This is a genomic window from Echinicola soli (genome assembly GCF_006575665.1).
Classification (GTDB): domain Bacteria; phylum Bacteroidota; class Bacteroidia; order Cytophagales; family Cyclobacteriaceae; genus Echinicola; species Echinicola soli.
On record NZ_CP041253.1, the window covers coordinates 541,344 to 557,258 of the forward strand.

The 15,915-nt window shown below is 42.5% G+C and carries 10 protein-coding genes; 6 read left to right on the top strand and 4 right to left on the bottom strand.

Features of this window, described 5'->3' with window-relative positions; genetic code table 11:
* Positions 1–17: 17 nt before the first annotated feature.
* The 3 genes from FKX85_RS02345 to FKX85_RS02355 all read right to left on the bottom strand — a co-directional run bounded on the left by FKX85_RS02345 (position 18) and on the right by FKX85_RS02355 (position 6,618).
* Complete coding sequence (locus FKX85_RS02345; RefSeq protein WP_141613202.1) at positions 18–3,245, bottom strand: SusC/RagA family TonB-linked outer membrane protein; 3,228 nt, start codon at positions 3,243–3,245, stop codon at positions 18–20.
* A gap of 99 nt (positions 3,246–3,344) precedes the next feature.
* Positions 3,345–4,775, bottom strand: coding sequence for a glycoside hydrolase family 76 protein (locus tag FKX85_RS02350; RefSeq protein ID WP_229239737.1), 1,431 nt, complete (start codon positions 4,773–4,775; stop codon positions 3,345–3,347).
* A 31-nt stretch (positions 4,776–4,806) separates the two neighbouring features.
* A complete protein-coding gene (locus tag FKX85_RS02355) occupies positions 4,807–6,618 on the bottom strand; it encodes a carboxypeptidase-like regulatory domain-containing protein (RefSeq protein WP_141613204.1) in 1,812 nt (603 codons plus the stop codon).
* Between the two features lie 423 nt (positions 6,619–7,041).
* Here FKX85_RS02355 and FKX85_RS02360 point away from each other — a divergent pair, with 423 nt between their 5' ends.
* Entirely contained in the window at positions 7,042–8,607 is a 1,566-nt protein-coding gene (locus FKX85_RS02360) for a hypothetical protein (protein WP_141613205.1), read from the top strand.
* A gap of 441 nt (positions 8,608–9,048) precedes the next feature.
* On the opposite strand, the gene FKX85_RS02365 is transcribed toward FKX85_RS02360, so the two are convergent.
* Entirely contained in the window at positions 9,049–9,306 is a 258-nt protein-coding gene (locus FKX85_RS02365) for a GIY-YIG nuclease family protein (RefSeq protein ID WP_141613206.1), read from the bottom strand.
* A 208-nt stretch (positions 9,307–9,514) separates the two neighbouring features.
* On the opposite strand from FKX85_RS02365, the gene FKX85_RS02370 reads away from it, so the two are divergent.
* The 5 genes from FKX85_RS02370 (at position 9,515) to FKX85_RS02390 (ending at position 15,894) form a co-directional block, all read left to right on the top strand.
* Positions 9,515–10,774 carry a tyrosine-type recombinase/integrase gene (locus tag FKX85_RS02370; protein ID WP_141613207.1) on the top strand — a complete coding sequence of 420 codons (1,260 nt, stop codon included), beginning with the start codon at positions 9,515–9,517 and terminating at the stop codon, positions 10,772–10,774.
* Between the two features lie 294 nt (positions 10,775–11,068).
* The gene (locus FKX85_RS02375) at positions 11,069–12,505 is read left to right on the top strand and encodes a hypothetical protein (RefSeq protein ID WP_141613208.1); all 1,437 of its coding nucleotides are present in this window, start codon (positions 11,069–11,071) and stop codon (positions 12,503–12,505) included.
* Positions 12,502–12,855, top strand: coding sequence for a hypothetical protein (locus FKX85_RS02380; RefSeq protein WP_141613209.1), 354 nt, complete (start codon positions 12,502–12,504; stop codon positions 12,853–12,855). The genes FKX85_RS02375 and FKX85_RS02380 overlap by 4 nt, the downstream gene beginning before the upstream one ends.
* Before the next feature lie 334 nt (positions 12,856–13,189).
* Complete coding sequence (locus FKX85_RS02385; protein ID WP_141613210.1) at positions 13,190–13,417, top strand: hypothetical protein; 228 nt, start codon at positions 13,190–13,192, stop codon at positions 13,415–13,417.
* Between the two features lie 749 nt (positions 13,418–14,166).
* Complete coding sequence (locus FKX85_RS02390) at positions 14,167–15,894, top strand: HEPN domain-containing protein (protein WP_141613211.1); 1,728 nt, start codon at positions 14,167–14,169, stop codon at positions 15,892–15,894.
* The last annotated feature ends 21 nt before the right edge of the window (positions 15,895–15,915 follow it).

The following is a 15,915-nucleotide window of genomic DNA, read 5'->3' on the forward strand; positions in this document are numbered from 1 at the left end:
GTCTCATCTAGCTGCTGTTAAAATGACGCCGTCACCCCTAGTGTGTAGGTTCTGGTCAAGGGGTACATTCTTCCCAGTTCATCTCCGGGATGCTCAGGATCCACAAATTTCACCCCTGTAAAAGTCAAGAGGTTATAGGCATTGGCATAGAATCGGATATTGGTAGAAGGGCTCCTCCATGGTTTTAGGGTATAACCGACCTCGATACTTTTCAGGCGCAGGTAATCGGTGCTTACCCTGTTAAATTCAGAATTCCCGAATGGATAGTTGCCTGTATAGCCGTAATATCCATTGACCCATTCCGTTTCGGGGTCATAGGGATCCGCCAAGGGATCCACCGGATGCCAGCGATCGAGATATTGCTCCAGCGCACCCCCACCGTTGCTCCCCCAAATGGAGTACAATGGTTCTTGGTACTGCATAGAACCCAATGCAGTACCTTGTAAAAGGACGCTCATATCAAAATTCTTGTAAGTAGCATCAAGTGCCAAACTGAAGTTTAACCAAGGGGTTTGGTCATAGGCAAAGGGGTGCTGGTCCAGACCATTGATCTCCCCGTCACCATTCCAGTCCTCATACTTATAATCTCCCGGCAAGATGCCCCTATCCTTATAGATGTCATAAGACCAGATATCCTCCCAGTCGGTATATCGGCCTGCGGATACATAGCCAAACTGCACTCCTTGATAGCGGTTGGTCAGGTTGTCATTGCGCCAGCGGTCGTAGGAATTGCCATAAGGCCCCTTCTCCGCAGCGATCAAGTGTTGTCTTCGCGTAATTGTTGCAATTCCTTTCACTCCATAGGAAACTTCTCCTATCCTATTTCGATGTGAAAGTTCGAGATCGATCCCGAATTGACGGTCACTGTTGGTGTTTTCCCTGGGAGCTCCAGTACCTACTACTGAAGGCACATCGCCCGACCGTGTGGAGAATAATCCCTCTCTACGCCGGTCAAAATAGTCCAGGGAAAAGCCGAACTTGCCCATCCAAGCTTCGAAATCCACCCCTACGTTAAATGTCTTGGCAGTCCACCAGGATAGGCTCTCATTCGGGACAACCGCAGAGGCCCCGTACACAAATTCCCCATTGAGCATATATCCGGGAGCATACTGGTTGTAATACCCTTGCTGGGCATTTCCGCTGGTAGCAGGATATATATAACCTGGATACCAATCATAGGCCAACGATCCATCATCGGCTGTCATCCCGTAACTGGCCCTGAATTTAAGTTGGTCCACAAAAGAGAGTGCTGAAACGGATTTAAAGAAAGGCTCTTCAGATAGTCGCCAGCCGATGGATCCAGATGGGAACCAGCCCCATCGATTGGTCTCGACGAATTTGGACGATCCATCGTAACGGAACTGCACCTCGGCAATGTACCTTTCTCCATATGCGTAGTTTACCCTTCCAAACATGGCCGAGTTAGATATCTCATACAAGTCTCCAGAACCGCCCTGCATACCACCTTGTTGATTTTCGTTCATGCCGCCCACGAGATATTCCATGGCAAAGGCCAGGTCACGTTGTGCATAAAAGTTATCCCCTTTCCGATTTTGGGTTTCAAAACCCAAAAGTCCGGAGACAGCATGGACCTTATCAAAGGTGCGTTTATAGTTGATCAGAAACTGGCCCAAAAACTGCTGTTTGGCAAAAAGCTCTCTTCTTATCTGGTTAGGGGAGCTATTGTTATACAGTTTTGACACGTAGGAATCTTCAACAGGATCATACATGTACTGGTAATATTCCCGGCGGTAGATGTCATTGTCATCCCCCCGGTAGTCAAAACTTACAAGTCCCTTTGCGGATAATCCTTCCAGGGCACTGGAAACAGTGCCAAAATCGAAATCCAAGGATGCTGAAGACTGAAAGTACTTTTGCTTGTACTTTCTATGCCCCGAGACATCTGCCCTCATCATCGCAATAGTATTCTGCTCCAAATCCAGTCCTTCGTAGTTCAGCATGGTATTTTCGGGATCTGCATAAGCGGGAAAAAGCACTCCTTGTCTCCAATAATTCCGAATAATGTCCACTGCACTGGAATAGGGCGAATTTCGCTGATCGGCCACTCCACTGAGGTTCAGGTTAAAATCCAAGCCCTTGGTGATTTCCGTAGTGATATTGGATCTCAGGTTGATTTTGTTGTAATTCATGTCACCGGATTTGAAAATCCCTTCTTGATAAAGGTATCCCCCGGCGATATAGTATTGAGTTTTCTCTGTCCCTCCCGTAATACTGATGTCATGTTGGCTTTGCGGGGCAAAATCACTGATCAGTAATGCATTCCAGTCTGTTGTGCGCCGACGTCCCGTTCGGAAAGCTTCAAAATCATCTTCCTGATAAATCAGGTTTCCCCCATTGATATTGTTCATGGCCATTTCATTGTAAAGGGTCATGGTCTGGTAGGGATCCGAAAGCTCAGGAAATCCAGAAGGACGCTGCAAGGTATAGGAACCATTGTAAGTGACCGTAGCCTTCCCACTTTCACTTCCCCTTTTGGTCGTGACGAGCACCACGCCATTTGCAGCACGTGCTCCATATATGGCGGCCGAGGCGTCCTTTAGCACGGACACTTCGTCAATATCTGTAGGGTTCAGCCGCTGAAAATCGGCCATGGTCCGCTGAATACCATCAATCACAATCAAAGGGGAACCTAATCCACGAATATCAAAAGAGGCATTAAACGTACCCGGCTCTGCACTTTTCTGCCATACACGTACACCCGCTATCCTACCGGTAAGCATATTCTGTGGGTTTTCATTTTTGGTACGGAGCATTTCGTCACCTTTGATATTGGACACGGAACCTGTCATGGTTACTTTTTCCTGCATTCCATAGCCTACGACGACGACCTCTCCCAATTGCTGGGTATCCGGCACCATCTTCACTTCGATCACTGATCGTGTCCCCACGTTGACATCCTGGGTGACATACCCTATAAATGAAAAAGTCAAAACCGTGTTATCATCAGGAATGGTCAATTTATATTTCCCGTCGATGTCAGTAGTCGTCCCTGTCAGGGTTCCTTTTAGCAACACATTCACTCCCGGCATCGGAGTACCGTCTTCTGATATCACCGTTCCCGAAACGGTTTTATCACTCTCCTGTACATCCTGCTCTTCTACAAGAGAAAGATTAGAAGCTAACGCTGAAGCGTGCACAGGAGCATTAACAAAGTACAGTAAAGCTGTTCCCAACAGGGAATACTTCACCAGTCCTTTGGATAATTGCTTATATATCTTTTGCATATGATTTAGGCTATTTTGTTTTTATCATTGTCGAATAAGACACTTTCTAGCGTTAAAATTTTGGCATTCCAGCAATATTGGAATGCCAAAAAATCAAGATCACTTTGTCAGTTCATAGCGTGACAACACGGCATATTCTGCTGCAAATGCGAAATTGAACATTCCCTCGGTTTTATTATTATTGGCCGTAAGACTCCAGCCTACCAGCAGATTGGTCGGAAGAAATCCCTCATGGAGGAAATTTTCGTAGCCGTAATCCAGGTTCTGCTGGAAAGTATCGATGTACTCAGAAGCAGCTCCATAGGCAGGATGTACATCCACATATCCGCGCATCAATACACCATTGAACCAGTTATTGAAACCACTGATATCGTAGCTGTAATATCCATCCTGGGTTTGGTTTTGTTTTGCGAAATATTGGAAGCTGTCGTCAGAAAGTTCCTTGGCATCCTGAAGGTAAGCATCTTCTTCGGTTGCCCTGTACAAGTCTGCGGCTCCTGAAAGCATGGTCCCGGAGTTATAAGAAATGGCAGGGCCTACGCGGTCTTGACAACTGATCCCTTTACGGTAAACCACCCCATCAATGGTTTCCGTTTGGGGGTTTCCAGGAGAACAACCGCCCCTCATGTCATCATAGACTCCGTCAGACCGTAAGAGACGATCCTTTTGCCAATCGTACACTTTTTTGGCAAAATCAGCGTAGTATTCACTTTTATTCACCTGCATGGTCTTTCTGGTTCGTTTATCTTCCGCATCGATGTATCGGTAAGTGATCTCGTCTTCTTTACCCTCATAGATCTCATGCAGCCATACCAATGGGCTCACCATGGGGCCATTACTGCAGGCATGCTTGGTCACATAGCCCGGCCCCCAAGTGATACCGCCGCGCTCTGTTCCATCAGGATTTCGGGTACTGTCCCAGCCATCCAGCACATAGGCTGTCAGGTACTCCGCTTTTTCCAAATAAGCTGTTTCACCAGTGATCTTGTAGGATTCTAGCAATTCCCGGACTAGCCACATTTGATCATCGTACACATTTTCGATCCCGGCTACATTAGCTGTCCCTTTGGCATTGCCCCGGTTTACCCCGTACACGGACCATTCTTTGGTCTGGGTATAGGATACCAGCTCAAATGTTCCCAAGTAATAGTCTGCATTGTCATACAGCTGTCCTAAGATTTCAGCGTACTTGTCGAAATTTTCGTCATAAAGCATTGCGTTTCCATGCTCCTTGTGGGCTTGGAGTCCATGAAGGACTGCATTGACAGCCTCTATAGCTGCCGTGTACATCCACACACTACCGGTTTCATCGGAACGGACATCCGTAAAAGGATTGTAATACCTGGCCATGGCCATTCCTGTCCCGGTGAAGTGGGCAGAGACGGCATTATCGGTCAGTTCCATTGCCCTGAGGATATTCTGTTCCGAAAGACTGACCTCCACAGGAGGGTTCTTTGGGTCCGGGTCAGATGAATTTTCACTACATGCTGCAAAAAACAGCATAACAAAACTCATAATTGTGATCATCATTCGATTTTGTATCATGTTAAGGTTCATTGAATTAGTTCAGATCGATGCGATGGATTACCAGTTTATTCTCGCCTGTATTGGCTTCTACATTGTACACACCCAAGGAGAGCGTGACGTCTTTGCCATTAAACTGGGACAAGTCATACACAAAAGCTGCGTAACCTTCCGGATTCCCGGCTCCTCCGTCACCATGTTTGAACTTCCAGCATCCGTCTGCTGCCGCACTGGCTTCATCTGCTGTATTGGTCTGGGGATCCAAATGGGTAACGGTACCGTCGTTTTCTATCGCGGTGAGTTTGAAATAGGTGAAATTATCACCAAAGTTGCGGGTACTCAGGGTCAACTGATTGCTTCCGGAATTGACTGAGAATTTCGAGTATAAATAAGCTTCCGGTACGGTAGAGTCTTCCTCGGGTGTATTACGGGTTTTGATCAGATAGCCCTCTGAAGGGAATACTTCCGGGTCTTTCTTCAGCGGAACAAAGAACCAGTTGGCGGCCACATGGTCCACCTCGCGCCATGCGCGGTAAGCGTCCACATAGTTGTCACGGTTACCATTGACGGGGCTGATTCCTGTAAAGGACTGTTTGGTATGCGGCATTGTGGAGCGTACTGTTTCTTGTGTCAGGTTCCAGCCCTCGATCACTTCTGTGCCCGGCAGCCAATCCCAATTCTCCACTTTTTGATCAGCAAACCGAATTGCTCGAAGCACCAGTTGCTTCCAATAATCTCCTGTAGATTGCCTATAAATCCCGACAGCTATGATGACCTCTTTGCCTACATAATCACTCAGGTCAAATTCAACATCTCCATAGCTTCCAGAAGCATAGGTTCTGTTTTCACCGATTTTCACTGCTGTAGGCTCAGCAGCCGACAGGTCCACTACCTGAACCCCGAAGTAGGCCGGGCTCGCTTCATCTGCATTGTGTGCACTTACCCTCAGCGACAAAATCTTATTGTCCTCTGTAATCATTTTACTTCCATAGACATAAGAATCGAATACATTCAGATCTGCCGGATTGCTACGGTCAGCCTCATTGTTTCTGATCTGAAGGGTAGTTCCTTCATTTTGCTCTTGCCATGCGCCACGGAAGTCAAGTGCTGACATGTAATTACAGGCCCAGTCCCATCGAGGATAGACATCCGCATTACGCCCCCCTCGGTATTCATTATAATACCACTTTTCAGCCGTCAAGAGATCCGCATAAGTAAGTCCGCGGAGAATCTCATTGCTGCCCATCGTAATGTCCATGACCGCAACCCCATCTACAAAATCATCGGTATTGACCGTTTTGGTGATGGATTCATAATTGGCTTTGGTAAAGGTGACGGTGTACTCTTCCACGATCAGGTTTTCCAGTGTAAAGACGCCATCATTTCCAGTGGTAACCGTACCGGCCACCCCGACACTGACGGTCACACCTTCAAGGGGAGCATCCTGATTCTTACCGTCTTTGATCGTTCCAGAAATCTTAGCTGAAGCAAACACCAAAGAGATATCTGCCGTGGCGATGTTTTCACTGTTATATTTCTCAGGATTTACAGTAAGGCTGACTGCAAGCCAGCCCGGCTTAGAAAATTTCACTGCACGTGTTTTCAACGTGACATCCTCAAAAATATACTTACCATCACTTCCTGTGGTGACAGCAATTTCTTCTTCCCCTATTCCGGATAGGGAGACGTTTACATCGGCAATTGGCTGGCCATCGGCATCCGTAACAGTACCCGTGATGGTTCCATGAGGTTCCGCCATGGGCTCATCTTCATTGACACAGGAGATTGCCGACACCAAAACAGTGCTCAGCAAGGCGATGCCAATAATCGCGCGTAGTTTTTTATTCATTTGTCAGGTTTTTTTAAGGTTTATGTTGAATTAACCAATCCAATCAGCAGCTCAGTATGCATAATCGATTCAGCAGCTAATTAGAGGGAAAAATATAGGAGGAACACGGTTAATTTTCCGGTTAAATTTGGGTTAATAACCTTGGGAAATTTGCTAATCGCACAATAATGCCTTGAAAAATTCGATAGTCGTAGGGTCAGAGGGACAATTAAAAAGTAAATGAGTTTACACATACTATCCACTATGATACCACCGCAAGTACGGAGAAGAGTGTCGGCTATAACTTTTTATAAAAGGCAAGCCGTAAATTAAACCATTGACGTAGCAGCTTCATTCTCGTGTATCTAGGCAACTGAAAACAACTACCTCATAAACTTTAAAGATTATTATGTTAATTTGCTGTGCAACGCAACCTAATGATCAATGCCCAGATTAATTTATTTCATTATTTCCCTGTCCTTCATATGTTCATTTTCTTTTGGCCAATCCTCTCCAGATAAAATCACCTTTGTACGGCAAGGTGCACAGAGGATGACCTTTGATAAAAACCAATCCATCCAACTTGCCACTTTTGATCCTGGCAAAACCGTTGGTTTTTCTTCTATGTATCCCATCACACATTATACGGAGACACATGCTGAGGTAAGTATCGGTGAAGAGCACTTGAGCATCCAATCCGATAAGGAAACGGAAACAGGGATCTGGTTTGGGGGATTCAATCCTTTTGCCACCTATACAATGGACATAGAAGAGGCCAAAGGCACGGGTGAGCTCGGATTTGAATTTTCTGATGCGGACGACAGGAAGCAGTTTTTTGTCATAATAGGCTTTGAAGACTCCCTACTCACCGGAGTCAGGTTACGTGTAATTACCGATGGCGAGTTAATCACTGATGAATCAATAACCGTAAACGCAGAAAAAGAAGAAAAAATCAAGGGAAAAATCATTCTACAAATGCTAGGTAGTGGACTTACCGTGTTTATTCAAGACAAAGGACTCCCCAGGGCCATAGGCCAAAGTGATTTCAACAATTACCTTGATTTGCGTCAAAAAAACATTCTGCAAAATTTCCAATCACAACTATATGCCCGCCTGTATGACGGTAAAGTCATGATCAGGAAAATTGATATGACGCTAAGTACGGGAATGGGCCTGGCTGATATCAGGGGGATCACTTATGAAAATGGTGCCCCTATGCTGGACCAGGGAAGACTTTGGTACACCATGTCCATTCGTGGACGTGCCCTGCCCCATCACGTCCAAGGGGTGTTCAGCATGGACCCCAGTGTTTTTGATGTCAAATTGGAAGGAATAATTGTTTTTGACCGGAATGACGGGCTCCTTCGTAATGAAATCGCCTCTCACCTTTTTTATGATAGAAACCGTGAAATTTGGAGAGGTCTAACTACCGGTTTTAGTGCCTATGCCAATCCCGGCAAAGAGAAAAAGCAACTGTTGGCCATAGAAAGTAAAAAAGACCCTCGTTTTGGTTTTTCAATTATGAAAGCTACTCCATTTGGGATGGTCGGGGACATTGAAGACCCACACATTCTTTTTGATGCCAAAGCAAAAAAGTGGCGTATGCTTGCGTGCAAAAACCATGATGGGTACAAAGCCATCGTATTGGAATCTGAATACTGGGATAAGGATTATAAGCAGATTTCCGGTCCTGTTCAACACAATTCCACTGGAACTTCCATCCAAAAAATCGGAAATAAACGCTATTGCTTTTCTGGCAGTTCTGAACGGAAAATCTATGTTTATACTTACCCTGACCTGAAAGAGGCGGGTCATTTGACAATGGACCTGCCACCATGGGACGAAACATCCGGGACAAGGGTTTGGCCCAATGTCATTCAACTGCCCGATGGTTACCCTTTCAAATACGTAGCCTTAATGATGGACCGTTATAATTTTCCAAGTCAGCAAGGACCCCACTGGTCTTATGGAGCTATCTATCTCTATCACGGATATGACCAGCAACCTTAGACAGGGCACAAATAGGTGAATTTATGGGGCAAGCGGAAAAGTTGGGGGGATTAGGGTTGGTTCCGATAGCACACAGATGGCACAGATTAATAAGATTTGCGCTGATTTTTTTATGCTGGAGCACGCATTCCTATTGCTAAATTAAAGAGAAATATGCTTACCATAGCCACCTAGAAATCACTCATCCCCCAGAAACATTGCTCGGTCCCTTTTAACCTCAGTTCGATTATAAAACCGTCATGCGAGCCTGCCTTTGGCTTGCCTGGTGCCAAACAGGCTTGCCTGGTGCCAAACAGAGCTTAAAGGAGGATTTGAGAGGAGGAAGCCGCGGCAGCTCGCAACGTAGGAAAAACCGTCATCGCGAACGGAGTGAAGCGATCCTGTATCTGAAAACGAGATTGCCATGTCGCAAGCTCCTCGCTATGACGGTTTTGATGCTAATTATGAGTCGAACTCAGGTTTATTAAGATACCTCTCCGCTTTTACAGCCATAGACCTCGATGAAAACGGAATCTGCGACTTTAACTCCCATGGAATACCCCGACAGGTCCAAAGCCTATTCAAAGATATCTCATTATGGTAAGCCAACCTGCTTCCTACATTACCGGTTTGACCGATATAGTACTTGTCCAATCCCGGCGAATAAAGAATGTATAAAAAATAGTGGCACATGCAATCAAAATAAAAAAAGCCCTGCATTCCTGCAAGGCTTTCAGCTCCTCCTCTTGGGCTCGAACCAAGGACCCTCTGATTAACAGTCTGATTTTGGCATCTTTTATATTTATTGTTTATTTTTAAATCATTGTATTACAGTTATTTAAACAAATTAAATCACTAGTCGATTTACTTATTTAAGTACTTAATTTTGCAAATATTTTGCAAATATTTTGCAAATTTTAAAACATATATGACAGATAGTAAGAGAGTTAAGTCAGAAAAGCAGGTTATTTTGTCACTGGATTTAGATATTAGACGAAAAAAATCCAATGGGTTATACCCTTTAAAAATTCGAATCTATAATACCACTACCCAAAAAAACAGGTACTATGGCACTGGATACGATATGGATTTATCGACCTATAAGAAGGTTTTTGAATCCTCTAAGCCCAAAAGAAGGGAACGAGAGATAAGGGAAGAAGTGGAAGCCCTTTTATTAGAATACAAGGGGATTGCTCAGGACATTGATGATTTTACCTTTGATATTTTTGAAGAAAAACTGTTTAAGCCTAAAGGGGAATCTCAGGATGCCTTTTATCAATATAAAATGAAAATTGAGGAACTGGACGCCCAGAATAAGATTGGCACCAAGTCCAATTATAACTGCAGCTTAAAATCCATAAAGCAATTTTTATCCGAGACCAAGTCACGTGTGCCAAAGCGATTGTACTTTTCTGAAGTTACACCAAGGTTTCTAAAACGCTATGAACAATGGATGATCGATAAAGGAAATTCAAGATCAACTGTCGGCATTTATCTCAGGCCACTAAGGCATCTTTTCAATATGGCAAAACCATCTAATTATCCATTCGGAAAAGATGGGTATAGCATCCCAAAAGGCAGAAACAAGAAAAAGGCCATCAATAAGGATGGTCTAAAGATCCTATTTGAGACACCGCCTGAGAACGAGTTCCAAGAAAAAGCCAAAGACTTTTGGTTCTTTTCCTATCTGTGCAAAGGGATGAATATGAAGGATATCTTGTATCTTAAATGGAGCCAAGTCAAACCCAAACATCTGGAATTTATCCGGGAAAAGACCAAGGATACTACCGATGACCAAATAGTTATCCGTGTTCCACTTTCTACATTCTCTAAGCATGTGATCAACAAATATGGAAGTGACCAAAAAGGCAAAGAGGATTATGTTTTTCCTGTACTAAACCATTCCATGAACGAAGAAGAAAAGTTCAAAGCCAAGCAAAATTTCACGAGGTTGATCAACCAGCATATGAAGCGGTTTGCCAATCATTCAGGGTTCGAAGAGGAAATAAGTACCTACTGGGCCAGACACAGTTTTGCAACCATGGCCATCAGGAAAAATGCCTCCATTGAATATGTTGGTGAATCTCTGGGACATTCCGATATACGAACAACAAAGTCATATATTGATAGTATTATGGATGAAGAAAGTGACCAGAAATTAATTGATGGGATGATGGATTTTGATTGAACAATATGCCTGCATCCTAAAGGTGTTAGGATGGATGGATGAATAATAGCGTATCTATCAAATTATTTTACTTGGTTTCTAGTATTTAAAACCTCGAATGCCTTTTGGGATAAATTGAACATGTTGCGATTAACAGTTTTTATTTTGCAATTAGAGGATGAACAATAGGTACTTATTTCGAATAATTTAAGGTGGATTTAAAATACAATAACCTTCCTTGAACTTCCTTAATCAAAATTTCGTTCCTATAAGAATAATTTATTTCAAAATGGTTTGGACTAAAATAATTTGCCTATGGAAAATGAATTTAATGATGAACATCACGCAAGCAATGAAAGAAATTTGCATTTGACTGAGAGGTTTTTAAGGAAACCCATTGAAAGTCTCCTAGATAGAATGTGTTCTTTGCCAGATCCGGAAAAACCAACTATTAGAAGTGGTGTTTATAGTGATGTCCAGGCTCTCAGTTTTGATAGCTTATTAATTGGTGGAAACTATAATGCTAATTTTGATAAAACCCATTTCCCAAATGAACCAGACTATTTAGCTAGGTCAAGTAGTATTTTTAGGGCAGAATCTTTTACTAACAGCTCAAATATTGAAATACCTTGTAAGTATTTTTCTACAGGGGTTATTTCACCAACTGAACAATATGATCCATCATCAATTAGAGGAAGTATTATTGCTGAATTCTCTCCATACAACTCTGTTTGTGGAAGATCTTCTAGTACACTGTCATATGAGGGCATTTCTCAAAATGAATCTGGCTTTGAAGTATTTTTAAGTAGTGCTACAAGGACAGAATCTTTTGTAAACAGCTCAGTATTTGACACCTACACCAAGTATCCTACCTCTGAAGGTATTTTACAAACTGAACAATATTATCCAACATCAATTATAGGTAATGGAATTGCTGACACTTCTTCATACAACTCGGTTCTTTGCAACCCTTATATTATACTGTCAGATGGGGGTGTTTCTCAAAATGAATCCTCTTACGAAGCATTATTAAGTAATTCTGTGAGGGCAGAATCTTTTAAAAGCAGCTCTATGTTTGATACTCACATCAAGTATCCTTCTTCTGGAGCTATTTCACAAATTGGACAATACCGTTCATTACCAACCGAAGGCAATCTAATTGATGACAATTCCACGAACAATTATTTATTCGGCAAGACCGGTAATATTTTATTCGATGGATATATATCACACACTAGATCAAATAACACAATAAAAACAAATGGCTATTTTAGTAGGGAGTCAATTTTATCCAGTTCCTTGCTTAAAGACACCTATGACGTTCTTGGAAATGGATTTGGAGAAACAAACTGGAGGGATTCGTTTATTTCCAGTGAACTTTCTCGAGACTTACATTTTAAACAAAACTGGTCTTCTTTGAAGGATTATTGGTGGCAGGGCCAAGAAGAAGTTGAGCCTTTAGAGAAATTTCTGTTTACAAGTTCATCAATTATTGATCATGATAGTAGTGAATCATTAATTATGGCAAGACCATATAGAATCGAGCCAGAACTTGACCAGAAAACCCTTTATTCATTGAAAGAAACTGTTGAAACCGCAATGAATAAGTTTAAGGGATATAGCCCAATTAAAAGGTGTAGTTTAGGTTTTGAAAAAGAAAAAAATGTAACAATTATCAACATTTTTATATTTCAAGGAGAGGTGAATGGAAATAACCACCATTTTGGTGATAATTATTATTTAGAATCATGAGCAAAATAGTATTTAACGGAAGTATTTCTGGCGTTGGACATCATTTTGGTGATAATTTTTATTTAAATCCCGAGTCGTTTATTCAAAACTCGGATAAAATCTATTCAAAAACGGAACAAGAACTGATAGAAATAATATTTAAAAATTTTCAGTCTGAAGATCAAAAAAGAGAGCTACTAAATAGCCTAATAGGGCTATCAAATACCCCTGAAGAAAATACGACTCAAGCTCCCATTTGGAGACAGTTTATTAATCAGCTTGTAGACCTTGGCTCAAAAGAAGCCGCTTCAATTGTTATTGACTTTACAAAAGGCTTGATACCAAATGTAATTGAAAATTTAAGTCTGTGATTTTTCAATTGATGGTTTTCATTTGGTTTGTAACAAGTGCAACTATCTTTAAGTAACTTCTTATGGTGAAGAATTTGCCTAATCAAAGGCAATTGATTTTTCATTAATTGGCTTGAATAATTTTGTTGTCTTAGCAAGATGTAGTTTTGTATACAAAACCATCTTTTCAGCCTCCAAAGTCGAGGGAATGGTGCTCGGGACTCGCAGCCTTTTGAAGGAAGGAAAATCATTTTCATAGTCGGGGAATTTGAAGTAGTCGATCACGTGAATAGACTGACTAGGTTATAGATAAAAGGGGGCAGGAGATTGCAGGGTAAGGCAGAAATATCCAGTGATGAAAGCTAGTGTAGTTAGCGACTTTTCCATCGGTATCCACTCCACCTTTCTGCAAAGGTATTCCGGTCAGGAATACGGTCAAGGGCAGGGTGAATACTTCCTGTCGTCAGCACCCTTGACCTTTATTCCTTCCCGTTATTATGCGGCATCCAAGAGGAGTGAATGGATTAGTGTGGTCACAACCCATAAAAATTCTATAGAACAACAATGGAGAGAAATTGGATGATAGCAAATATTGTTTTAGGATATAGTTTATTGCAAAATTGTACTTTTCTTATATGGTATTTACCGAAGGGGTAGAGTATCCCCTGCTTTACCCCAGCTTTGATGTAGCTTTGCCCTAGCTTTGGTACTACTTTGATGTAGAAGATGTGTAATTGTTTTATCGGTTAAATGGTTAATTTTTTAGGTTGGTGCTCTGACCGAGATATTGATAGTGGGGGGGGGGGTGATTTTGAAAACTTGAAATGGTATGAGAAATCCAAGTTTGAAAAACTGAATTAGTTTGATGGCTCCATATCGAAATATGATGTGGGCATTGCAAATGCCCGAAATTTGTGGATCCAGATTTGTAATCTGGATCAGCGTTGGTCCCCTCATTTTACCATGAATAGTAGATATTTATGCAAGTGGTGCATCGCGTTCTGGCGATGAGCAAGATGTAGGAATGTCTGACGTCATTCCCATCTTGCAGTTCCCGTTACACCTCAGGAACAAAATCCTTCGAAGGCGGATTTTTGTTTTGGCACAAGACAATAAATGGATAAATATTAAGAATTAGTTGGCGCATTTTGGATACCTCACAAATCCAATCTCTAAAAAAACTTGATCTTTTCACCATCGCTCTTTCAGCCAATGGCCATTCTTTCACCTGAAAGATTCACATAAAATATCCCTTTCATTGAATAACCTATCCTCCTCCCGAATAGGATAGAATTGCTCCTACTTCTTCCTTGCTGGTAAAACAGCGGGATTATGGAGAAATATAAAACCTATAAAATCACCAAGTACGATCTTTGCGAAATTCAGCAATGTGTAGAGGCAAAGGTGCTTTTCTGGGTTGATCTTATTCCTTTTGACGGCAAGCAGTTTCCTTCTTTTCTATTGATAGCACTTCCCAATGGAGGCACCCTGTCCATCAGAAGGGCAAGGGAAAAAATCATTGCTACTGGACGCTTTCCACTATGGCTGGCCAATCTTGCTTTTTGCCATTACCAAGGTTTGAAGGCAGGTATGAAAAGGGATGGCCTATTCCACCTGTTGCACCTATCAAGAAAAAGACTGGTTTCTCCCGAAATCCCCCTTCCCTTTCAGACAGTTTCAACAAAGTTTTTGGAAAGCAGGTATGAAGCCTCCATTTCGCAATTCAACTTATTTGCACAAAAAGCAGTATCCTTCCAGCGAGGAGCTTTGGACTATTGGAAAAAAAATGATTATGCCACCGCTGCTTTTATGTTCCACCAGGCCATTGAGCTGGGTTTTCATGCTGCTGAGGTATTTGCCCTGGGAAAGGCCAAACGGAGCCATAGGCTTTCCAGCCATATCCTCTCTGCTGAATATTATGCCCCTGCCCTTTCCAACATTTTGCTGAATGAAGGCCATAATGCCATTTCCCCCATTCCCTTACTGGAAAAAGCCTATTTGGGTGCCAGATACTGTTCCAACTTCACCATTGCAAAAGATGATATCGCCTATATGCCTGAGCTAATGGAGATATTTATCAGTAGGCTGTTTCAGGTCCCCAGTTCCTATAAAGCCGCCATTGATGCCTTCACTCCTGCTCCTATGAATTCAACTACCACAAAAACTACTGTTATGAACAATGAAGACCGAAAAGCCCTGATCAAGCCCGGGCTGAACAAAGAAATCAGAACATTTCTGGAAAACCTGGTCGATAAATTTGATATCGAACATGTCTATTGTTTCGGCATTCAGACCCGAGAAGGCCAAGGGTTCAGCCCGTTCATGTTTTCAAGCTCCTCCATCGAATCAAGGTATGATCTCCTGATTATTACAAATGAACCGGATCCTTCCCCCATTCAGGATTTTTTTTTGGAAGCGCAAGCGTCTGGCACAGGCATATTTGCCATTATCCATCTTAAAAGAGAAGTGGATGATTCCCTGAAGAAACAATCCAGGTTCTTCAATACCATCATCCAAAACGGCCATCTATTTTATGGGAAACAGGATGGGAATGGTTTTAAGGTTTCTCCACCGGATTATCAGCATGTCCAGCAGTCCATCATTACCCATTGGCAGACCAGATATAACAGGGCTTCATATTATTTCCAGGCAGTAGAGTGTTCCGGCAGGGAATGTCCAGAGGTGTCGATGTTCCTTCTTCATCTTGGGGTTGAACAGCTGGCACTAGGCATCATTTACACCTACATGGGCTATATTCCCAAATTCAGATCGCTTTCCTATCTACTTGCCCTATGTGGGAATTTCACCTCAACGTTATCTGAACTATTTATCAATGAAGAATATAAACCAGAAGAGCTCCTGAAATCCCTGTGTGCCAGTTTTTCCGGAGCAAGGTTCAATCCGGGTTATAAGGTTGATACCGGACATGTCCCTGTAATTTTTGAACGCATACCCGAACTGGCCAAGAGCCTCCAACAACTGCATGAAGAAAAAATCAAACAACTGCAATCATTGATGCAGGATTCTGAACAGGACAATAAAACAGCCATTAATTCCTGAACAGCCTATTCATCTTAATTT

Coding starts and splice junctions, on each gene's coding strand:
- FKX85_RS02355 (WP_141613204.1), bottom strand. CDS start 6,618: ATGAATAAAAAACTACGCGCGATTATTGGCATCGCCTTGCTGAGCACT.
- FKX85_RS02385 (WP_141613210.1), top strand. CDS start 13,190: ATGAAAGCTAGTGTAGTTAGCGACTTTTCCATCGGTATCCACTCCACC.
- FKX85_RS02360 (WP_141613205.1), top strand. CDS start 7,042: ATGCCCAGATTAATTTATTTCATTATTTCCCTGTCCTTCATATGTTCA.
- FKX85_RS02380 (WP_141613209.1), top strand. CDS start 12,502: ATGAGCAAAATAGTATTTAACGGAAGTATTTCTGGCGTTGGACATCAT.
- FKX85_RS02370 (WP_141613207.1), top strand. CDS start 9,515: ATGACAGATAGTAAGAGAGTTAAGTCAGAAAAGCAGGTTATTTTGTCA.
- FKX85_RS02390 (WP_141613211.1), top strand. CDS start 14,167: ATGGAGAAATATAAAACCTATAAAATCACCAAGTACGATCTTTGCGAA.
- FKX85_RS02365 (WP_141613206.1), bottom strand. CDS start 9,306: ATGCAGGGCTTTTTTTATTTTGATTGCATGTGCCACTATTTTTTATAC.
- FKX85_RS02350 (WP_229239737.1), bottom strand. CDS start 4,775: ATGATGATCACAATTATGAGTTTTGTTATGCTGTTTTTTGCAGCATGT.
- FKX85_RS02345 (WP_141613202.1), bottom strand. CDS start 3,245: ATGCAAAAGATATATAAGCAATTATCCAAAGGACTGGTGAAGTATTCC.
- FKX85_RS02375 (WP_141613208.1), top strand. CDS start 11,069: ATGGAAAATGAATTTAATGATGAACATCACGCAAGCAATGAAAGAAAT.